Origin of the sequence: Natrinema thermotolerans (assembly GCF_031165565.1) — an archaeon.
Classification (GTDB): Archaea; Halobacteriota; Halobacteria; order Halobacteriales; family Natrialbaceae; genus Natrinema; species Natrinema thermotolerans.
This window is the reverse complement of sequence record NZ_CP101873.1, coordinates 1,573,307-1,591,424: the sequence shown is the minus strand read 5'-3', so window position 1 is coordinate 1,591,424 and position 18,118 is coordinate 1,573,307. Positions and strand designations below refer to the sequence as shown.

The following is an 18,118-nucleotide window of genomic DNA, read 5'->3' as shown; positions in this document are numbered from 1 at the left end:
ACCCGACTCGTACAGACCAATCCTCAGTTGCCGGGAACCGGCTCTGGGAGCAAAGTGGCTCCGGTGCGTATCAACGAATATGAACGAGTCAGCCGACCGGCCGACCCGCTGTCCGCGGGAGAAACGGGACGGCGAGATGGGCTGTGATCCCTATCGGGTCATGGACCTGCTCAACGACGACGACGCGCGAGCGGTGTATCTGTACGCCGAGGAGCCGACGACGGTAAACGAGATCGCCGAGGCGCTGGATCTCCCGCAGTCGACGGCCTATCGGAAGGTCGAGAACTTGGAGGAAGCGGGACTGCTCTCACAGCTCAACGAGCGGTCGCGGACCGGCATGCCCGCCCATTACACGCAGGCCATGGATCACGTGTCCGTGACCTACGACGATCCGCTCCGGATCGAGTGTGAGTGCAACGGCAGGACGCTGTACTGTGAACACTGAGACGGTCGCCTGTCCGTCAGTGTCGGTGGGATCGGCTCGTCCTGGGCCCACCGGGAACGGGACAGCAACCCGTCTGCCGTCCCTACAGCTCCGCGACGGCGGCCTCGATCTCCTCGCGGGGGAGCGGCGAGATCCAGTCGTCCGCGACGAAGGCGTACTGGACCTCGCGATCCGCGTCGAGGACGAACGCCGACCGCCACGGCGTCGAGACGTTCGCCATATGGTCGCGGTCGGCCAGCAACTCGAGCGACTCGCTGACCTCACCGTCGACGTCGGCGAAAAAGCGGAACCCGGGCTCGTCCAGCCAGCGCAGGAACTCGTTTTGTGCGTACGGGCCGTCCCGACTGATCCCGAGGACGGCGACGTCCTCGAACTCGCCCCAGCCGGCCCGAACGAACTGTTTCCACCAGTTCTGTGCGATCGCGCTGAACGCGAAGCCGGTACAGATCAGGACGCCGCCGCGGTCCTCGAGCGCCGCGGACAGCGCCGTCGACCGGAACGTCTCGCCGTCACACAGCAGCGCCTCGAACTCCGGTACCGTCTCGCCCTCGGTCGGTGGCATACCCCGAATCGACCGCCGACCGACTAAAACCTCCGTGCCGCGGCAGCCTCCCACTCGCGACGGGCACCCACGCTTTTATCGCCGCGACCCGAACGGGCGGGTATGGTTACCCTGTACCAGCTCGAGGGCTGTCCGTACTGCGAACTCGTCGCCGACCGCCTCGACGAACTCGACGTCGAGTACGACAGCGTCTGGGTCGAAGGACTCCACTCGAAACGCAACGAGGTCAAGCGCGTCTCCGGCCAGCGGCAGGTCCCGGTCATCGTCGACGAGGACCGTGGGATCACGATGGCCGAGTCCGAGCGGATCGTCGACTATCTCGACGCGACCTACGCCTGAGACGGGTTGCTGTACCGATTTACCGGCGCAACTGCGACCGCTCTACAGTTGCACCGGTACTGACATACAGGAGACCGTATGGGAACCCCGCCTCGCTACTCCTCGTCGAGCCCGTGGGGATCCAACCCCGGGTCCTCGACCGCAGGTGCGCCGATCGCGAGGACGACGCCTTCCTCGTCGCCGACGTTGCGGTGGCCGTGGCCGACCTCCGGCTTGGCGACCCAGAACGTTCCGGGGCCCGCGTCGACGTACTCCGCCTCGCCCGAGCGACCGAGTTTCAGCGAGAACTCCCCCTCGAGGACGTAGTATAACTCCTCCTGCTCGGCGTGGGCGTGATACTGGATCTCCTCGCCGGGCTCGAAGTACCACAGCTTCAGGTTGACCGCGTCGGTGTCGAAGAAGTCATCGAGCGCGCGGATCCGCAGGTCCGGCGGGATTTCCTCGACCTCGGAGAGATCGGTCATCGGGACATCGTCGGTGTGGACAACGTCGTAGTCCATGCTACCGTATGGCACTACCGGGACCAAAAGCGTCCGGTCGTCCCGCACGGATTGCTGGCTCTCCGGGAGCGCCCGTTCGCGACCGCCCTCGAGCCGTCGTCGCTACTCGAAGCTGATCGCGTCGTCTTCGCCGGCGACGGTCGCCCCCTCCTGTGCGGCGAAGGCCTCGCGCACGCGCTCGTACGTTTTGTCGAGCGCTTCGACGATCACCGAGGTGTCGCCGATGACCGGCATGAAGTTGGTATCCCCCTCCCATCGCGGGACGATATGGGTGTGGAGGTGGTCGTCGATGGAGCCGCCGGCCCCGTCACCGAGGTTCAAGCCGGCGTTGAACCCGTTCGGCTCGAGTGCGGCATCGAGCGCGTCGAAGGTGCGCTGTTTCAAGCGGGCGTGATCGAGCAGGATCGGGTCTTCAAGGGCCGCGTACTCGCCGGTGTGGGTGTGTGGAATCACCATCGCGTGGCCCGGGTTGTAGGGGTAGTTGTTCAGCATGACGAACGCGTGTTCGCTTCGCGCAACGATCAAATTCTCCCGATCCGAGTCCTGATGGGGCAGTTCACAGAAAACGCAGTCCTCGATATCGGCGTTTTTGTCCTCGCGTTCGATCCACTCGATCCGCCACGGTGCGAACACCTGCTCCATGTCGGATACCACTCGAGGCGCGCCTAAAGCGTTTCAGTCCCGCCGCTCGGGGCGATTGTAAGGGAATTTGTTGCCGCTTTCCGGCCGTTGTCTCGGGAATAAACGCTCGTAACGCGTCGAGCGTTGTCGATAAACGAAATAGGACGCTCTCGTCCGGTCTCTCGAACGAAGGCAACGCCGTCTTGCGGTTTTGACGACTCACCCTTCAAAATGAAGCGTGGGTTTAAGATGGGACTACTGCAAGTAATCAGGTAATGGCAACGACTGACGACTCCTTTAACGGGATGACCGAACACTGCGAGGAGTGCGAGTTGGAAACGCTTCACGAGGTTTCGGTCCAGATCAGAACCGAGAGCATCAAACAGGAGAACGCCCAGTTCTCCCGCGAACCGTACCGCGTGAGCGAGTGCCAGCGCTGTGGCAATCGCTCGAGCCAGCGGATGAACAACGCCTGAGAACGCCGCACTGACCGCGGCCGGTCGGTCTCCCGTTTTCTCCCCCTCCGCGGATCCCTCGTTTCGGCCCAGTGCCGATTTCGGTTCGAAACCGACTGCGTTATTCAGTCGTTACTTCGCAGCCGTCCTCGGTGACGATGATCGTGTGTTCCTTCTGGCTGACGAGGAAGCCGTCGTCTTCCTTGAGAACCGGATAGCTGTGGACGATGTCGTTGCGCTTGAGCCGCCGCAGCGCCATCTCCGGCCGGTCCGTCTCGAGCCAGCGGGTCGCAAACGGCAGCGTCCGGAACTCCTCGGTGATCTGCTCCAGGGCATCGCGGGCCTGCCGGTTGCGGACGGTGCCCTCGCGCTCGAGCGAGAAGATCTCCTCGCTCGCGCCCTCCGAGACCTTGCCGCCGCCGTCGGTCGCGAACGGTTCGATCGCGACGACATCGCCGGCCTCCAGCGTCGTCCCCTGCGAGACGGCGCGGTTGGGGATGTTCGGACTGGTGTGTTGCTCCCAGTGGCCCAGCCCGTGTCCGGTGAGGTTGACGACGGGGTTGTAGCCGTAGCCGTCGATGACGTCTTCGATCTCGGCTCCGATCTCGCCGGTCCCGACGCCGGGTTCGACGATGTCGAGCGCGGCCTCTAAGGCCTGTTCGGAGGCCTCGGCGAGTTCCGGATTGCCGGAGAGGTCGACGGTGACGGCGGTGTCGGCCAGCCAGCCGTCGACGTGGACGCCGATGTCTAAGTTGATCATCTCCTCGCCGAATGTCGTCTCGTCGTCGATCGACGGCGTCGCGTGGGCCGCCTCCTCGTCGACGGAGATATTGACGGGGAAGGCGGGTTCGCCGCCCAGTTCGCGGATGCGATCCTCGGCCCACGTCGCGACCTCGAGGTGGCTCGTGCCGACCTCGACGCGCTCGGCGGCCTCCGCGCGTACCTGCGCGAGGATCTCGCCCGCCTCGCGGTGTTTCTCGTACTTTTCGGACTCGAGGTCCACGTCGGATTCGGCCATGCACCGGGGTTGTACCGGTCGACAAAAAGAGGTTCCGTCTCTCCGACGGCCTCGGTCGGACCGATCAGTCACAACGCGGCCGATCCGGTCGGTCGGTGATCCACTGACAGTCGGGACAGGCGTCGATCCCCTGGACGTTCGCCAGCGGTAACCCACACTGCGGACACCGCCGGATCGCGTGCTGTGGTACTCGGAGCATGGTTCCCCAGATGAATACGTCGATAATAAAACTACTTCACGACGATCGTCGAAACGCAGGCGATAGCGTCCCGCTCGTCGGGAGAGCAGTCGAGACGGTCCGGTCGCGAACCCGACCGTTCGAGGAAGAAACGACGTGTATACCGCGTGTGGCAACGATAGAGACTGCGCCGTTAGGTGCTTTCCGGCCGGAAATCCCGCGACTGGGAATCTCGCTTCCGGTAACCCCGAAACGGCCGCCACGCGTTATACCGATCGGCGGACTCGTCCCGAGTAGCGTGAGAGACGCCAGCCGGGCGCGTCACTGGCACGCTGATTCGTCCGAAACGCTCGCCGTCCCGAGGCCGGCAGCGAGGACGACCTCGGCGGGTGGATCCCGGGTTCGGGACGGCACCCACGGCCGGTTCGCGGTGAAGTGCTGGTTTTGCGGCGAACGCACCCATCATTTAGTGGATTTTTATCCCGTGGTGGACAGTCATCGAGAGCGATTCCCCGCTCGTCGGCCGTTCTCCGTCGGTTTCGGGCCCAGTAAGTCGACTGCGCATCGGTCAAGTTTTGCCGGCCCGCGATGGAAATGGTAGACCTTTTACCCCCATCGAAGAACCGTATAGACGAGATGAGCTACGACAAGATCGAAGTCCCCGAAGACGGGGCGCAGATCACGCTGAAAGAGGGTACCGACGACGAACTCGAGGTACCTGACAACCCGATCATCCCGATTATTTACGGCGACGGCGTCGGCAGCGACGTCGGCCCCGCCGCACAGAAGGTCCTCGAGGCCGCCGCGGAGGAGACCGGCCGCGAGATCAACTGGATGCGTCTCTACGCGGGCGAGTCCGCACGCGAGAAGTACGACGAGAACCTGCCCGACGAGACCGTCGAGGCGATCAAGGAACACCGCGTCGCGATCAAGGGCCCCCTGACGACGCCCGTCGGTGCCGGATTCCGCTCGCTGAACGTCGCGCTGCGGAAGAAACTCGACCTCTACGCGAACGTCCGACCGACCTACCACCTCGACGGCGTCCCGTCGCCGGTCAAGAACCCCGGCGAGATGGACATGGTCACGTTCCGTGAGAACACGGAAGACGTCTACGCCGGCATCGAGTGGGAGGCCGGTACCGACGAGGTCCAGGAGGTCAAGGAGTTCGTCGAGAACGACATGGGCTTCGACAGCACCATCCACGACGGCCCCGTCGGCATCGGCGTCAAGCCGATCACGGAGTTCGGGACGAAGCGACTCGTCCGCCGCGCCATCGACTACGCCCTCGAACACGACCGCGACTCGGTCACGCTGGTCCACAAGGGCAACATCATGAAGTTCACCGAGGGCCAGTTCCGCGACTGGGGCTACGAGGTTGCAGAAGAAGAGTACGGTGACGAGGTCATCACCGAGGACACGCTCTGGGAGGAGAAAGACGGCGAAGCGCCCGACGACGCAGTCGTCGTCAACGACCGCATCGCGGACAACATGCTCCAGCAGATCCTGACCCGGACCGACGAGTACGACGTCGTCGCGACGATGAACCTGAACGGGGACTACATGTCCGACGCCTGCGGTGCCCAGATCGGTGGCCTCGGCATCGCCCCCGGTTCGAACTTCGGCGACGGCCTCCTGCTGGCCGAACCCGTCCACGGCTCCGCGCCCAAGTACGAGGGCCAGGACAAGGTCAACCCGACCGCCATGATCCTCTCGGGCCGCATGATGCTCGAGTACCTCGGCTGGTCCGACGCCGCCGACCTCGTCCGCGACGCCGTCGAGGAGACCATCTCCTCGGGCAAGGTCACCTACGACTTAGAGCGCCAGCTCGAGGACGCCGAGAAGCTCGCCACCAGCGAGTTCGCCGAGGAAGTCGTCGCGAACATCGAGAAGCTTTCGTAGAAAGCTTCTCGCGCAGTCAGAACGCCGTCGCGTTCTGACGATATCGAGAAACTCTCGTAACGGGTTTCTCTCACTCACGCGGCATCTCTCTGTCTCGATTTCTTTTGCCATCGCCATCGACCAGCGATGGCCGACTCGGTCCGTTCACCCGTCGAATCCGCTCGAGCGACGGCCGCTCCATTCGCTTCGTAACGCTCTCACGGGCGGCCGTCGTAGCCCCCGTCGATGGACGAACGCGACCTCGCGGTCCGGATCGCCGACACCGACCGAAAACGAACGGACGCCTTCGACGTTCGCCACGCGGTCTTCGTCGCGGAACAGGGCGTCGACGAAGAACTCGAGTACGACGACCACGACGAGACGGCGACCCACTTCGTCGCCTACGACGGCGCGGAGCCGATCGGCGCGGCCCGGCTGCGCGAACCCGAGGACGGCGTCGGCAAGGTCGAACGCGTCGCCGTCCTCGAGTCCCGCCGCGAGGAGGGCGTGGGACGGGCGCTGATGGCGACGCTCGAGCGTCGGGCCGCCGACGAGGGACTCACGGCGCTGAAACTCCACTCCCAGACTCACGCCGCCGACTTCTACCGCGAACTCGGCTACGAGCGCCACGGCTCGGAATTCGAAGAGGCGGGGATTCCTCACGTGGAGATGCGTAAGTCGCTAGCGTGATCCGTCGGGGCCGCGGTCGTCCGTCGGCGCTCGAGCGAGTGCCGTCCCGCCGCCGGCGTCGGCCGCCCGTCTGACTGACTTTCAAGAGTGCGGCCGTGGGCATCGGAGCTATGCAACAGGACAGCTACGTCCCCCTGACCGTCCCCGAAACGACGCTGACGAGGCTGCGAACGACCGGCCGAATCGTCCTCCCGCTCGCGGTCGCGGCCGCCATCACCTGGCTCGGGGTCGTCGTCTTCCTCGAGGTCGTGACGACGTTGCTGACGTAGGGGACGGTGGACTGGCGAGGCACGCTCGAGGCGGTTCGTCGAACCGCTCTCGAGTACGACGTGGGAGCCGCTGGAGCGACCGACGGCGGTTCCGCGTCGAGACGGCGGTGATCGACGGCGTCATTCCCCGCGCCAGCTCGGGTCCTTCCGCGGCGGGCTGAAGACGTCGATGCCGCGGACGACTTCGTCGCCACGGTTTTCCGCGGCATGGGGCTGGTCGCCCGGAATCGCGTAGGAGTCGCCCGGACCGCAGACGATCTCCGTTCGCCCGTCGCGGTCGTCGCCACCGACGAGAAAGGTCAGTTCTCCCGAGCAGATGTACCCGGTCTGTTCGTGTGGGTGGCTGTGTTCCTCGACGACCGCGCCCGGTTCGATCTCGAAGTGCTGGACGTTCATCGAGTCGGTACCGGCAAGCAGCGCCAGATGGACGCCATCGGCGGCCTCGGCCGGCTCGCGGTCGGTCAGGGAGACGCGTTCCATACGACCGTCGAACGATGATCGCCGATATAATTCCACGGGTTCCGATCGATTCTGGCACCCACCGATCGACCCGGGCCGGGACGTGGGTCGCCGACGACGGATCGCGACCGGAAAGCGTATCAACTACATGTGATAACGGAATAACATGAATCCGTACGTACTGCTCGCCGGGGCGATCCTGTCGGAACTCGTCGGTACGACGGCGCTCAAACTCTCCGAGGGGTTCTCTCGGCCGCTCCCGAGTCTCGTCGTCTTGCTCGGCTACGGCGTCGCCTTCTACCTCCTCTCGTTGACTCTCGAGGAACTGCCGGTCGGACTCGTCTACGCGACGTGGGCCGCGCTCGGAATCGTCGGCGTCGCGTCGATCGGCGTCGTCGTCTTCGGCGAGCGCCTCGATCCGGCGGCCGTCGTCGGGCTGGGACTCGTCCTCGCTGGCGTCTACTGTCTCAACGTCGTCTCGGACGTGGCCGCCCACTGACGCCCGCGGGGCAGTAGCGAACCGCTGGCGATCACGTTCGCCGTGCGTGGCGAAGGTTGAACTGTCCCGAGGAGCCATCTCGAGGCATGTACGCCGTCGTCGGCTGTAGCGAGTGTTCGAACCTCTGGATCATCGAGGGCCGTTCGGAGACGACCCAGTGTCCCCGCTGTGGCGCGCGCAAAGCCTACGAGAAACGCAAGAAGTTCGTCGAGACCGACGATGCGGCTCACGCCCGCGACGTGCGCGCCTCGATGCTCGCGAACCGACAGGGCGAGGGCGAGGCCTTCGCCGAACTCGATTCCTTCGACGCCCTCGAGGACGAGGTCGCCGACGGCGTTGTCGACGACGAGGAGTACCTCGCGGAGTCCGGACTGGACGTCGACGCGGTCGACGCCGCCGGCGAGCGCGACCCGCGCGGCCCGACCCGAAGCGGGAGCAAGCGAGAAATCGTGGAGGCGGCCCTCGAAGCCCTCGAGGAGCCGACTGAGGGCGAAATCATCGATTACGCTGCCGAACGCGGCGTCAAACCCGAGTACGTTCGGGACGCTCTCGAGAAGCTGACGCGCCGGGGCGTCGTCAGCGAGAGTCGCGGCCGGTATCGGCTGCTGTGAGTCTCCCGTCGCGGTGCCGGCCTACCGACCGAGGTCCTCGTGGGCACTCGCGAGGTGGTTCGACGCCAGCGCGCCGAGCAGGGAGAGTTCGCCGGCGAGCGCGCCGACGGCGATGATTTCGGCCAGCGCGTCGGCGTTCGATCCGGGCGGGTCGCCCCCGCCTCGCAGCCCCAGAACGTCCAGCGCCTCGGCCTGGGTCGGGAGTTTCGTGCCGCCGCCGACGGTCCCGACCTCGAGCGAGGCCAGCGAGACGCTGGCGTAGAGGTCGGTGGTGCCGTCCTCGCGCTCGCGGGCGTCCATCGTCGTGATGGTGTTGGCGGCCTCGACGACCTGGGCCTCGTCCTGTCCGGTCGCGAGGAAGGCCGCGCCGACGACGTTGGCGGCGTGGGCGTTGAACCCCAGACTGCCCGCCTTGGCGCTCCCGACGAGGTTCTTGCGGGTGTTGGCCTCGGCGATGGCGTCGGCGGTCGTGTGCAACCGGTCCTCGACCAGTTCGCCGGGGATCACGGCGTCGGCGGTGACCGAGCGACCTCGTCCCTCGACGGCGTTGATGGCGGCGGGTTTCTTGTCCGAACACATGTTGCCCGAGAGCGCGACGAGCGAGGCCGGCGTCTCGCGCTCGACGAGTTCGCAGGCCTCGCCGGTGGCGATCGTGGCCATGTTCATGCCCATCGCGTCCTTGGTGTCGTAGGCGAAACGTAGGTAAACGGAGTCACCGACGACGTAGGGCTCGATGTCGAGCAGTTCGCCGTGGCTGGTGGTGGACTCGGCGGCCTCGGCCAGCGCCTCGAGGTTCTGAGAGACCCAGTCGACCGTCTCGGCCGCCTCGGCGACGCCCGCGACCCGAAACACCGGCGCGCGGGTCATCCCGTTTTTCGTCACGCGGGCATCGGCACCGCCCGCGGACCGGATCACGCCCAGCCCGCGGTTGACCGACGCCAGCAGTGCCCCCTCGGTCGTCGCCAGCGGCAGGTAGTGATCGCCGTCGGCCGCACCGCCGTCTACCGGGACCGGCCCCACGACGCCCATCGGCACCTGTGCCGCGCCGATCATGTTCTCGATGTTGGGCTCCGCTCGCTCGGCGTCGAAGGCGTAGTCGCCGATCGCCTCGAGGTCGGTCCCCGACTCGCGTTCGACCAGCAGCCGTCGGGCCGCGGCCGCGGTGTCGTGGTCGGCGTGGTCCTCGAGTTCGTGAATGCGGAGGTCCCCCTCCTGCACCCGGTCGGCGAGGGTCTCGGGATCTGTCATGGGTAGGCCGAGACGGGGCCGGCCCCTAACAGTTGCTGATTGGCCGCGGTCACTCCGAACCGAGATCGAACGAGAAGTCGCCGCCGGCGGCCCGATACCCCGTGACCCCCTCGTAACAGACCAGCGCCAACAGCGCGCCGGTCCCGATCGTGGCGATGACGAGTTCCCGGAGTCCCTCGGCCTCGGCGGCGAACGCGACCGCGAACACGGCCGTCGCGAGCGCGGCGAACCGGAGCCTGCTTCGGGGGCTGATCGCCGCGTCGGTGACCGCGAGATACAGCTGCGGGACGGCGACGGCGACGCCGGCAAACAGCAGTACCGCGACCACCGGGCCGTCCCGAAGCGAAACCCCGAACTGTCCCTCGAGGACGACCGAGACGGCGACCGCGAGGACGAACACCAGCAGCGAGCCGAAGAGGACGCGACCTTCGCGATCGATCATACTGGCCGGTCAACGCGGGGCCGGGTCAACGTTGCGCTCGGTTGCAGTCTCGGCGACTGTCGGCGTCGCAGTCGCGGGCGGGGGCGGTCCCGTGTCACCGATCCACGGGACCGCTCGAGGGGGTCGATTTTTGCCGCTGGATCGAGAGGACGGGAGCATGGACGTCGGACTCATGGTGACGGACTTCGGCGAGACCGATCTCGCGGACGTGGCTGTCCGCGCGGAGGACAGCGGCTACGACGCCGTCTGGCTCGGCGAACTCTGGGGGGCAAGCAGCATCGTACAGGCGACCGAGATCGCCTGCCGGACCGACGAGATCGGCGTCGGCACCGCGATCGTGAACGTCTACTCGCGGACGCCGGCCGTCCTCGCGATGACCGCCGCCTCGCTTCAGGACGTCTCGGACGGCCGGTTCACACTCGGCCTCGGAACGAGTACCGCGACCGCCGTCGAGGGGCTTCACGGTCTTGACTTCGACCGCCCGGTGCGACGCGCCCACGAGACGATCAAACTGGTCCGCGACCTGACTGCGGGCACCGGCGAGCCGGTCGACTACGACGGCGAACTGCTCGAGTCGTCGGCGTTCCCGTCGATCGACGTCTCGGTGCCGATCTATCACGCCGGACTCGGCCCGGCCAACCGCCGGGTCGTCGGCCGATTGGCCGACGGCTGGATCCCGCACAACGTTCCGTTCTCGCGGCTCGAGACTGCCTTCGAGGAGGTCGCGGCGGCCGCACGAGAGCGCGACCGCGACCCCGACGCGATCGAGATCGCGCCGTACGTTCCGGCGGCGGTCAGCGACGACCCCGAGGAGGCCCGCGAGACGCTGCGTCGGCACGTCGCCTACTACGTCGGGAGCGGCGAGGGGTACCACCGGGCGGTCGCGACCGAGTTCCCCGACGAAGCCGATCGGATCGCCGAAGCCTGGCGGGCGGGCGAGAAGGGCGAGGCGGCGGCCGCGGTGACCGACGCGATGATCGCGGATCTGGGGGTGGCCGGCACTCCCGAACGGGCCCGCGAACGGCTCCGAGAACTGGTCGCCGAGACCGGGATCGACCACCCGATCGTCGTCGTTCCCGAACCCGCTTCCGACGCCGTCGCCGAGGCGACGATCCGGGAACTCGCACCCGAGCGGCTGTAGACGGCTCGAGCGACGCCGGAGGCGGGGTATCGCCCGAGGCCGATTCGCCGACCGATCCCCGGCGGCGCTATCGCGACCGTCGGTCCGCTACTCGAGCCCCACCCGACGCCCCGTCTCCGCCGACTCGTAGGCGGCTTCGATCGCTTCGAGGTCCGCGACACCGTCTGCGCCGTCGGGTTCGGGGTCGGTCCCGGTCAGTACGCAGTAGCCGAAGTAGTCGAACTCCTCGCAGACCTCGTCGACGGACGGGCCGGTGTACTCCATACAGACGTCCCCGCTCTCGACGACCATCTCCTGTGGAACGACGCCGCCGAACGGCGACTCGATGTGGACCTTTCCGTCGGTGCCGACCAGCTCGAGCTGGCTATTGGCGTGGGCGTCGAAACTGGCGGTACACGAGGCCGTCGCGTCCGTCCCGAACTCGAGTTGGACGGCGACGTGTTCGTCGACGGCCGCGAAGGGGCCGCCGCTCGAGTGTGTGGTCGCGTACACGCCCGTCGGCTCGCGATCGAGCAGAAACCGGATCGTGTTGAGCGGATAGATCCCGAGATCGACCAGCGCGCCGCCGCCGGCGAGGGCGGGATCGAGCCGCCAGCTGTCGGGCCCCGCGGTCTCGAGCAGCGGGTTGGAGAAGCAGCCGTGGAGCTGGACGACATCGCCGATTGCACGCTCGCGGACGAGTTCTCGGGTACGACGCACCGTCGGTTCGGTCTGGAGCCGGTAGGCCGTCATCAGGGTCACGCCGGCGTCGGCACACGCGTCGACGATCTCGCGAGCGCGGTCGACGGTCGTCTCGAGCGGTTTTTCGCAGATAACGTGCTTGCCGCGGTCGGCGGCCGCGATCGCGTACCGTCCGTGGGTCGCGTTCGGCGTCGCGACGTAGACAGCGTCGTAGTCGTCCGCGCGATCGCCCGCGAGGAAGGCGTCGTAGTCGACGACGCCGTCGACGTCGTACGTCTCGGCGACGTCCGTCGCCCGATCGGGGGAACTCGTCACCAGCGTCGTCGTCTCGCAGTAGGCCCCCACGTCGATCGCCGGCAGCGCGCGCTGGCGTGCGAAGCCGCCGATCCCGACGACGGCGAGGCGAACCGTGCCCGCCGCCGATTCACGCTCCCAGTCCCGTCGGGTGAAGTCCGCGAAGGCGTCCTCGAGTGCCATACCGTCGCTAGGGCGGCGAACGGAAAGGCTCCAGTGTCCCGATCACGAACTGTCTCGGCTACGGACCGGTCGGTTCGCCCGAACAACTGATAGCTGGTTTTCGATCGTTCTACCAGCCGATGGTATTCCCCCGGAACGCAGTATCGAAGGAAAAAATTATTCAATATGCGTCTCTGAGTTGTAGTCACTCACAGGTGACGTCCAATGGCTAACATGGAAACGGCGGAGCTGGAAACCGACCTAAGTCTGTTCAAATACGACAACCTAGAGCAGTTGCCCCCCCAGTACCGGGATCTCGAGGAGTCGGAACGAACGGACCGCATCGAGGCGGCCCTCGAGGAGTTGGGCGACGACGTCGTCATCCTCGGGCACAACTACCAGCGACGCGAGATCGTCGAACACGCCGACTTCATCGGGGACTCCTACCAGCTCTCGACGGAGGCGGCCGAGGCCGACGCCGAGTACGTGATCTTCGGCGGCGTGACGTTCATGGCCGAGAGCGCGGACATCATCACCGACGACGACCAGTCCGTGATCCTCCCGAGCATGGAGGCCTCGTGTCCGATGGCGGGGATGGCCGAGGCCCTGCAGGTCGACAGCGCGTGGGCCGAGATCACGGCCGCCGCGCCCGACGACGACATCATCCCGATCACCTACATGAACTCCTACGCGGACCTGAAGGCTTTCTGTGCGAGCCAGGGTGGGCTCGTCTGTACCTCCTCGAACGCCCACAAGGCCTTCGAGTACGCCTTCGACAAGGGCGATAAAGTCCTCTTTCTCCCGGACAAACACCTCGGGGAGAACACGGCCCACCGGCTCGGTATGGAAGACGAGATCGCCCAGTGGGACCCCTGGGATCCGGCGGGGAAAGACGCCGATGAGGTCGCCGAGAGCGACATTATCCTCTGGGACGGCTACTGTCAGGTCCACGAGCGGTTCACCGCCGACCACATCGCCGAGATCCGTGCGGACCACCCCGACGCGAAGGTGGTCGTCCACCCCGAGTGTCGCCGCGAGGTCGTCGAGGCCGCCGACCGGGTCGGTTCGACCAGCACGATCTGCGAGACGGTCGAAAACGCCGACCCCGGCGAGACGTGGGCCATCGGCACCGAGATCCACCTCACGAACCACCTCCAGCGCTGGCACCCCGAGGTGAACGTCCTTCCGCTCTGTGGCGACGCCTGCATGGACTGCAACGCCATGCGACAGATCGACCCCAACTACCTCACCTGGGTCCTCGAGGAACTCGTCGCGGGCCGGGAACACAACGTGATCGAGGTCGCCCCCGAGGAGAAGGAACTCGCGGAAGTGGCCCTCGACCGCATGCTCGAGATCTGAGATGACCGAAACCGACACCAGCACGGCGACGACGACCGACGGCGAAGTTACGGACGTTCTCGTCGTCGGCAGCGGCATCGCGGGCTGTGCGGCCGCTCTGTCGGCCGCCCGGGAGGGCGCGGAGGTTCTCCTCCTGACGAAAGCGACCAAACCCGACGACGCCAGCACCGACTGGGCCCAAGGTGGTATCTCCACGACGCGGGGCGACCCCGACTCGCTCAAATCGGATATCATCGACGCCAGCGACGGTACCGCCGATCCCGACGCCGTCGAGACGCTCGTCGCGAACGCCGACGACGCCGTCGAAGACGTTCTCGTCGACACCCTCGAGGTCGCGTTCGACGAGAGCGAGGACGGCGAGTTCGACTACACCCGCGAGGCGGCCCACTCCGAGTACCGGATCCTCCACGTCGACGCCGCGACCGGCTCGCACATCCTGCGCCCGTTCCTCAACTACGTCGACGCCCACGAACACATTGAGGTCCGTCAGGACACGGCGGCGCTCGAGTTGATCACCGCCGAGGGGCGGGTCCATGGCGTGGTAAGTGACGAACAGTTGGAGGGTCACCCGATCTACGCCGGCGCGACGGTGCTGGCGACGGGCGGCATCGGCGCGCTCTACGGCCGGTCGACCAACCCCGACGGCGCGACCGGCGACGGCATCGCCATGGCAGCACTCGCCGGAGCCGACGTCGAGGACATGGAGTACGTCCAGTTCCACCCGACCGCCTATGCTGGCGACGATCCCTTCCTGCTCTCGGAAGCCCTGCGCGGCGAGGGTGCGGTGCTTCGCAACGGGGACGGCGAGCGGTTCATGACCGAGTACCACCCGCAGGGTGATCTCGCGCCGCGGGACGTGGTCGCTCGCGCCGTCGAAACGGAACGCGAGGAAACTGGCGAGGTCGTCCTCGACGTGAGTCCCCTCAAGTTCGAGGCGGAGTACCCCGCCATCGCCGAGAAGTGCCGGGATCGGGGTATCGAGGGCGACGAGATTCCCGTCGCGCCCTGCGAACACTTCCTGTGTGGCGGCATCGCCGTCGACGACCGCGGTCGCACCTCGCTCGACCGGCTCTACGCCGCCGGGGAGTGTGCCCGCACCGGCGTCCACGGTGCGAACCGGCTGGCGAGTACGAGCCTGCTCGAGGGGCTCGTCTGGGGACTGCGCGCGGGTGAGGACGCTGTCGGGTTCGATCCGGAGCCCGTCGAGGCCCCCGAACTCCGAAACCGCGACCCCGACCTGCCCGACCGGTTCGCCGCCGAGAAATTCACCCGTCTCACGCGGACGATGGACGAGTACCTCGGCCTCGAGCGCGACCCCGAGGAGATCGCCCGCGCGGGTTCCGTCCTCCGGCGGCTCAAGGGCGAGGTCGACGCCTACGTCCGCACGCGGACGACACGCAGCCTCTACGAACTGCGCAACGCCAGCGTCGTCGCGCTGTTGATCGCGCGTGCGGCGAGCGAGAACACCGAGTCGATCGGCTGTCACTACGTCGTCGACGCGGAACGTCCGCCTCGAGCCTGACCGGACGACTCCTGGTCGCAGTTCCCGTTCCGCTTTCGGAACGCTTGAAGTCACCTATGGAGAATGTCGTGCGTGGCCCGCGCTCGCCTCTTCGCCTCCCTCTGTGGACTCGTCTTCTTCGTCAACCTCGCCAGAATCGTCTTCGCACCGCTGCTCGACGTGTTCATCGGCGAGTTCGCGATCGGCGAGGCGACGGCCGGACTCATCGTGACGCTCGCGTGGGTCGGGAGCGCGTCGCCCCGATTGCCCACCGGCTGGCTGCTCACGAAGGTCCCGAGACACTACGTCGTGATCGGTGCGGGCACGATCCTCGCGGTCGCGTCCGGCCTCGCCGCGACCGCGACGACGGTCCGTCATCTCATGATCGGCGCGTTCCTCATGGGTATCGCCTCCGGGGTGTACTTCGTCTCGGCGAACCCGCTGTTGAGCGAACTGTACCCGACGCGGATCGGCCGCGTCATGGGGATCCACGGGGCCGCCAGCCAGCTCGCCGCGGTGGTCGCCGCCCCGTTCGTCGCGCTCGCCCTTCTCGTCGACTGGCGGCTCTCGCTGTGGGCGATCGCCGTCGGTGCGGCGGTCGTCACGGCCTACGCGTGGTACGCCGCGAGCGGGACCGAGATGCCGGCGGCCGGACGGGACGACCGCGACTTCGTCGCCGGCGCGCTCTCGGAGTGGCGGATCATCGTGACGGCGCTTGCCATCGTCGGTGCCGCGTCGTTCGTCTGGCAGGGCGTGTTCAATTTCTACGAACTCTACATGCAGTCGAAGGGGCTCTCCGACCGCGCCGCGGGGACGATGCTCACGGTCGTCTTCGCCGCCGGGGTGCCCGCGTTCTTCTTCGGCGGCGACCTGGCCGACAGACTCCCGAAGGTCCCGTTTCTGCTCGGGATCGTCGGTGCGTTCTCGGCGTGCCTGCTCGCGCTCACCGCCGTCGACGGACTAGTCGTGCTGGTCGCGCTCTCGGCGGTCATCGGGTTCGTCATCCACACGCTGTTTCCGGCCACGGATACGTATCTCCTCGATACGCTCCCGGACTCCGCGCGCGGCAGCGCCTACGCCGTATTCAGTTCCGCGTGGATGCTCACGCAGGCACTCGGCTCGTCCACGCTGGGGCTGTTCATCGAGCGGGGATACACCTACGACGCGGTCTTCGCCGTCGCCGCGCTTGTTCTCGCCGCTACGATCGCGGTCCTCGTCGCCCTCGAGCGGACGGGCCGACTTCCCGAGTAGCCCGTAGATCGCAACGAACCGACTCGGTCGCGAGTTCGAGGCCGCACCAAGCGGGTCGCTTTTTTGCCGGGCGCTCACAGACTCGCGTATGATCACCGACGTGCAGGTCGAACGCTGGCTCCGCGAGGACGTGGGCCATCACGACGTGACGAATCAGGTGCCCGGCGAAACGACCGGGCGACTCGTCGCGAAAGAGTCGGGCGTCGCTGCCGGCCTCGAGGCCGCGACGGCGGTCTTCGACTACCTCGACGTACCCGTGACCGACCGCCTCGAGGACGGAACCGAGATCGAACCTGGCGATGAACTCCTTCGGGTCGAAGGGGCCGCACGCGAGGTGTTGCGGGGCGAGCGCGTCGCCGTGAACCTCGCGGGCCACGCGTCGGGAATCGCAACGCGGACCCACGAGGCCGTCACCGCGGCGCGAACCGAAACGGACGATGTCGCGATCGCCGCGACCCGCAAGACCACCCCCGGCCTCCGCGGGGTCGAGAAGCGTGCGGTCGTCGCGGGCGGCGGCGACACCCACCGGCTCGATCTCTCCCACATGGTCATGGTCAAGGACAATCACATCGAAGAGATGGGCCTCGAGGGGGCGATCGCCCACTTCGACGAGCGGACGTCGTTCGCGACGAAGATCGACGTCGAGGTCGAACGCGTCGAAGACGCCCCGCGTGCGGCCACAGCGGGTGCCGATATCGTCCTGCTGGACAACATGACGCCCGACCGGACGCGGGACGCGGTCGCGGAACTCGCCGACTACGACGGCGTGTTGGCCGAGGCCAGCGGCGGGATCGCCGTCGCGGACGTGCCCGACTACGCCGCCACCGGTGTCGACGTGATCTCGATGGGGTCGCTGACCCACTCGGCGCCGTCGCTCGATCTCTCCTTTCGAACCGGGAACTGACGCCCACTTACTCCTCGCTCCAGGCCTGAACGTCCGACTCCTCGAGGAAGAGCGAGGGATCGTCGTGGGAGAACGTCACCCAGCCCGCGACCGGATCGGCCGCGACGTGAACCAGCAACTCCGCCTCCAGCAGCGCGGTTTCGAAGACGGATCGACACGCCGAGACGTCGTAGACCAGTGGGACGAGGACGGCCGTCTCGGTTTCCTCGTCGCGTTCGACCGCAAGCGCCACCCGCCGATCGCCGTCGCCCTCCTCGAGGGGCCGGTAGTAGACATCGGCCGCGGAAATCGTTACGTCGCCGTCCTCGATCAGTCCTTCGACGAGTTCGTACGCCGACTGCGAGACCGCGACGTCGAGTCCGGTCCGGTCGTCGCTCTCGACCGGTGAGACGTCGGTCGGTTCGAGGACGACGGCGTCCCAGCCCTCCTCGCGGTACTCTTCGGCGATTCCCGCCGCGTCCTCGAGGAGGTCGTCCCAGACGGCGTCCGTCCCCATCGAGTCCTCCGCCGTCATCGCCGCCCCTCCGGTCCCGTCGGTGTGTGCATACCCGGGGGAACGGCGTGGAGACGAAAAACGTTACCTCACTTCGGGGATCGTGGTAGTGGTCCGA

At 66.9% G+C, this 18,118-nt stretch carries 23 protein-coding genes; 13 read left to right on the top strand and 10 right to left on the bottom strand.

Going from position 1 to position 18,118, the window contains the following annotated elements; translation table 11 throughout:
• Positions 1-79 precede the first annotated feature (79 nt).
• Positions 80-445: a winged helix-turn-helix domain-containing protein gene (locus tag NP511_RS08295; protein WP_006182713.1), complete on the top strand. Its 366-nt coding sequence runs from the start codon at positions 80-82 to the stop codon at positions 443-445.
• Positions 446-527: 82 nt separating this feature from the next.
• Here NP511_RS08295 and NP511_RS08290 read toward each other — a convergent pair whose 3' ends face one another.
• A complete protein-coding gene (locus tag NP511_RS08290) occupies positions 528-1,007 on the bottom strand; it encodes a redoxin domain-containing protein (protein WP_049965548.1) in 480 nt (159 codons plus the stop codon).
• Positions 1,008-1,109: 102 nt separating this feature from the next.
• Between NP511_RS08290 and NP511_RS08285 the strand changes: the two genes are divergently transcribed.
• Entirely contained in the window at positions 1,110-1,346 is a 237-nt protein-coding gene (locus NP511_RS08285) for a glutathione S-transferase N-terminal domain-containing protein (protein WP_006649915.1), read from the top strand.
• Between the two features lie 95 nt (positions 1,347-1,441).
• Here the strand turns inward: NP511_RS08285 and NP511_RS08280 are convergent, their stop codons facing one another.
• Positions 1,442-1,846 carry a cupin domain-containing protein gene (locus tag NP511_RS08280; RefSeq protein ID WP_006649916.1) on the bottom strand — a complete coding sequence of 135 codons (405 nt, stop codon included), beginning with the start codon at positions 1,844-1,846 and terminating at the stop codon, positions 1,442-1,444.
• A gap of 102 nt (positions 1,847-1,948) precedes the next feature.
• Positions 1,949-2,488, bottom strand: a complete 540-nt coding sequence (locus NP511_RS08275) for an HIT family protein (RefSeq protein WP_049965549.1) — start codon at positions 2,486-2,488, stop codon at positions 1,949-1,951.
• A gap of 254 nt (positions 2,489-2,742) precedes the next feature.
• On the opposite strand from NP511_RS08275, the gene NP511_RS08270 reads away from it, so the two are divergent.
• On the top strand, positions 2,743-2,943 hold the full coding sequence (locus NP511_RS08270) for a DUF7835 family putative zinc beta-ribbon protein (protein WP_006182708.1): 201 nt from the start codon (positions 2,743-2,745) through the stop codon (positions 2,941-2,943).
• 100 nt (positions 2,944-3,043) lie between these two features.
• Here NP511_RS08270 and map read toward each other — a convergent pair whose 3' ends face one another.
• Both map and NP511_RS08260 read right to left on the bottom strand, forming a co-directional pair.
• The gene (gene map, locus NP511_RS08265) at positions 3,044-3,940 is read right to left on the bottom strand and encodes a type II methionyl aminopeptidase (protein WP_049965550.1); all 897 of its coding nucleotides are present in this window, start codon (positions 3,938-3,940) and stop codon (positions 3,044-3,046) included.
• A gap of 64 nt (positions 3,941-4,004) precedes the next feature.
• Positions 4,005-4,139, bottom strand: coding sequence for a hypothetical protein (locus NP511_RS08260; RefSeq protein ID WP_006649918.1), 135 nt, complete (start codon positions 4,137-4,139; stop codon positions 4,005-4,007).
• Positions 4,140-4,754: 615 nt separating this feature from the next.
• Here NP511_RS08260 and icd point away from each other — a divergent pair.
• From icd to NP511_RS08245, 3 genes are all read left to right on the top strand, one after another.
• Positions 4,755-6,017: an isocitrate dehydrogenase (NADP(+)) gene (icd, locus tag NP511_RS08255; RefSeq protein WP_049965551.1), complete on the top strand. Its 1,263-nt coding sequence runs from the start codon at positions 4,755-4,757 to the stop codon at positions 6,015-6,017.
• 225 nt (positions 6,018-6,242) lie between these two features.
• Positions 6,243-6,686: a GNAT family N-acetyltransferase gene (locus NP511_RS08250; protein ID WP_049965552.1), complete on the top strand. Its 444-nt coding sequence runs from the start codon at positions 6,243-6,245 to the stop codon at positions 6,684-6,686.
• A gap of 110 nt (positions 6,687-6,796) precedes the next feature.
• The gene (locus NP511_RS08245) at positions 6,797-6,955 is read left to right on the top strand and encodes a hypothetical protein (protein ID WP_015299215.1); all 159 of its coding nucleotides are present in this window, start codon (positions 6,797-6,799) and stop codon (positions 6,953-6,955) included.
• Between the two features lie 120 nt (positions 6,956-7,075).
• Here the strand turns inward: NP511_RS08245 and NP511_RS08240 are convergent, their stop codons facing one another.
• On the bottom strand, positions 7,076-7,435 hold the full coding sequence (locus NP511_RS08240) for a cupin domain-containing protein (protein WP_006649921.1): 360 nt from the start codon (positions 7,433-7,435) through the stop codon (positions 7,076-7,078).
• Positions 7,436-7,580: 145 nt separating this feature from the next.
• Between NP511_RS08240 and NP511_RS08235 the strand changes: the two genes are divergently transcribed.
• Complete coding sequence (locus tag NP511_RS08235) at positions 7,581-7,913, top strand: DMT family transporter (protein ID WP_006182703.1); 333 nt, start codon at positions 7,581-7,583, stop codon at positions 7,911-7,913.
• Between the two features lie 86 nt (positions 7,914-7,999).
• Positions 8,000-8,524, top strand: coding sequence for a DUF5817 domain-containing protein (locus NP511_RS08230; protein WP_049965553.1), 525 nt, complete (start codon positions 8,000-8,002; stop codon positions 8,522-8,524).
• Between the two features lie 21 nt (positions 8,525-8,545).
• Here the strand turns inward: NP511_RS08230 and hmgA are convergent, their stop codons facing one another.
• Both hmgA and NP511_RS08220 read right to left on the bottom strand, forming a co-directional pair.
• Positions 8,546-9,772: a hydroxymethylglutaryl-CoA reductase (NADPH) gene (hmgA, locus tag NP511_RS08225; protein ID WP_049965554.1), complete on the bottom strand. Its 1,227-nt coding sequence runs from the start codon at positions 9,770-9,772 to the stop codon at positions 8,546-8,548.
• A 49-nt stretch (positions 9,773-9,821) separates the two neighbouring features.
• The gene (locus NP511_RS08220) at positions 9,822-10,214 is read right to left on the bottom strand and encodes a hypothetical protein (RefSeq protein WP_049965555.1); all 393 of its coding nucleotides are present in this window, start codon (positions 10,212-10,214) and stop codon (positions 9,822-9,824) included.
• 157 nt (positions 10,215-10,371) lie between these two features.
• Here NP511_RS08220 and NP511_RS08215 point away from each other — a divergent pair, with 157 nt between their 5' ends.
• Positions 10,372-11,355 (top strand): LLM class flavin-dependent oxidoreductase, encoded by a 984-nt coding sequence (locus NP511_RS08215; protein ID WP_049965556.1) that lies wholly within the window; start codon positions 10,372-10,374, stop codon positions 11,353-11,355.
• An 87-nt stretch (positions 11,356-11,442) separates the two neighbouring features.
• Here the strand turns inward: NP511_RS08215 and gfo6 are convergent, their stop codons facing one another.
• On the bottom strand, positions 11,443-12,513 hold the full coding sequence (gfo6, locus tag NP511_RS08210; protein ID WP_049965557.1) for a D-xylose 1-dehydrogenase Gfo6: 1,071 nt from the start codon (positions 12,511-12,513) through the stop codon (positions 11,443-11,445).
• A 204-nt stretch (positions 12,514-12,717) separates the two neighbouring features.
• On the opposite strand from gfo6, the gene nadA reads away from it, so the two are divergent.
• The 4 genes from nadA (at position 12,718) to nadC (ending at position 17,507) form a co-directional block, all read left to right on the top strand.
• Positions 12,718-13,851, top strand: a complete 1,134-nt coding sequence (nadA, locus tag NP511_RS08205; RefSeq protein ID WP_049965559.1) for a quinolinate synthase NadA — start codon at positions 12,718-12,720, stop codon at positions 13,849-13,851.
• A 1-nt stretch (position 13,852) separates the two neighbouring features.
• Positions 13,853-15,373 carry an L-aspartate oxidase gene (locus NP511_RS08200; RefSeq protein ID WP_049965560.1) on the top strand — a complete coding sequence of 507 codons (1,521 nt, stop codon included), beginning with the start codon at positions 13,853-13,855 and terminating at the stop codon, positions 15,371-15,373.
• A 72-nt stretch (positions 15,374-15,445) separates the two neighbouring features.
• On the top strand, positions 15,446-16,603 hold the full coding sequence (locus NP511_RS08195; RefSeq protein WP_049965561.1) for an MFS transporter: 1,158 nt from the start codon (positions 15,446-15,448) through the stop codon (positions 16,601-16,603).
• Positions 16,604-16,691: 88 nt separating this feature from the next.
• A complete protein-coding gene (nadC, locus tag NP511_RS08190; protein ID WP_049965562.1) occupies positions 16,692-17,507 on the top strand; it encodes a carboxylating nicotinate-nucleotide diphosphorylase in 816 nt (271 codons plus the stop codon).
• Positions 17,508-17,514: 7 nt separating this feature from the next.
• Here nadC and NP511_RS08185 read toward each other — a convergent pair whose 3' ends face one another.
• A complete protein-coding gene (locus NP511_RS08185) occupies positions 17,515-18,021 on the bottom strand; it encodes a DUF7529 family protein (protein ID WP_049965563.1) in 507 nt (168 codons plus the stop codon).
• Between the last annotated feature and the right edge of the window lie 97 nt (positions 18,022-18,118).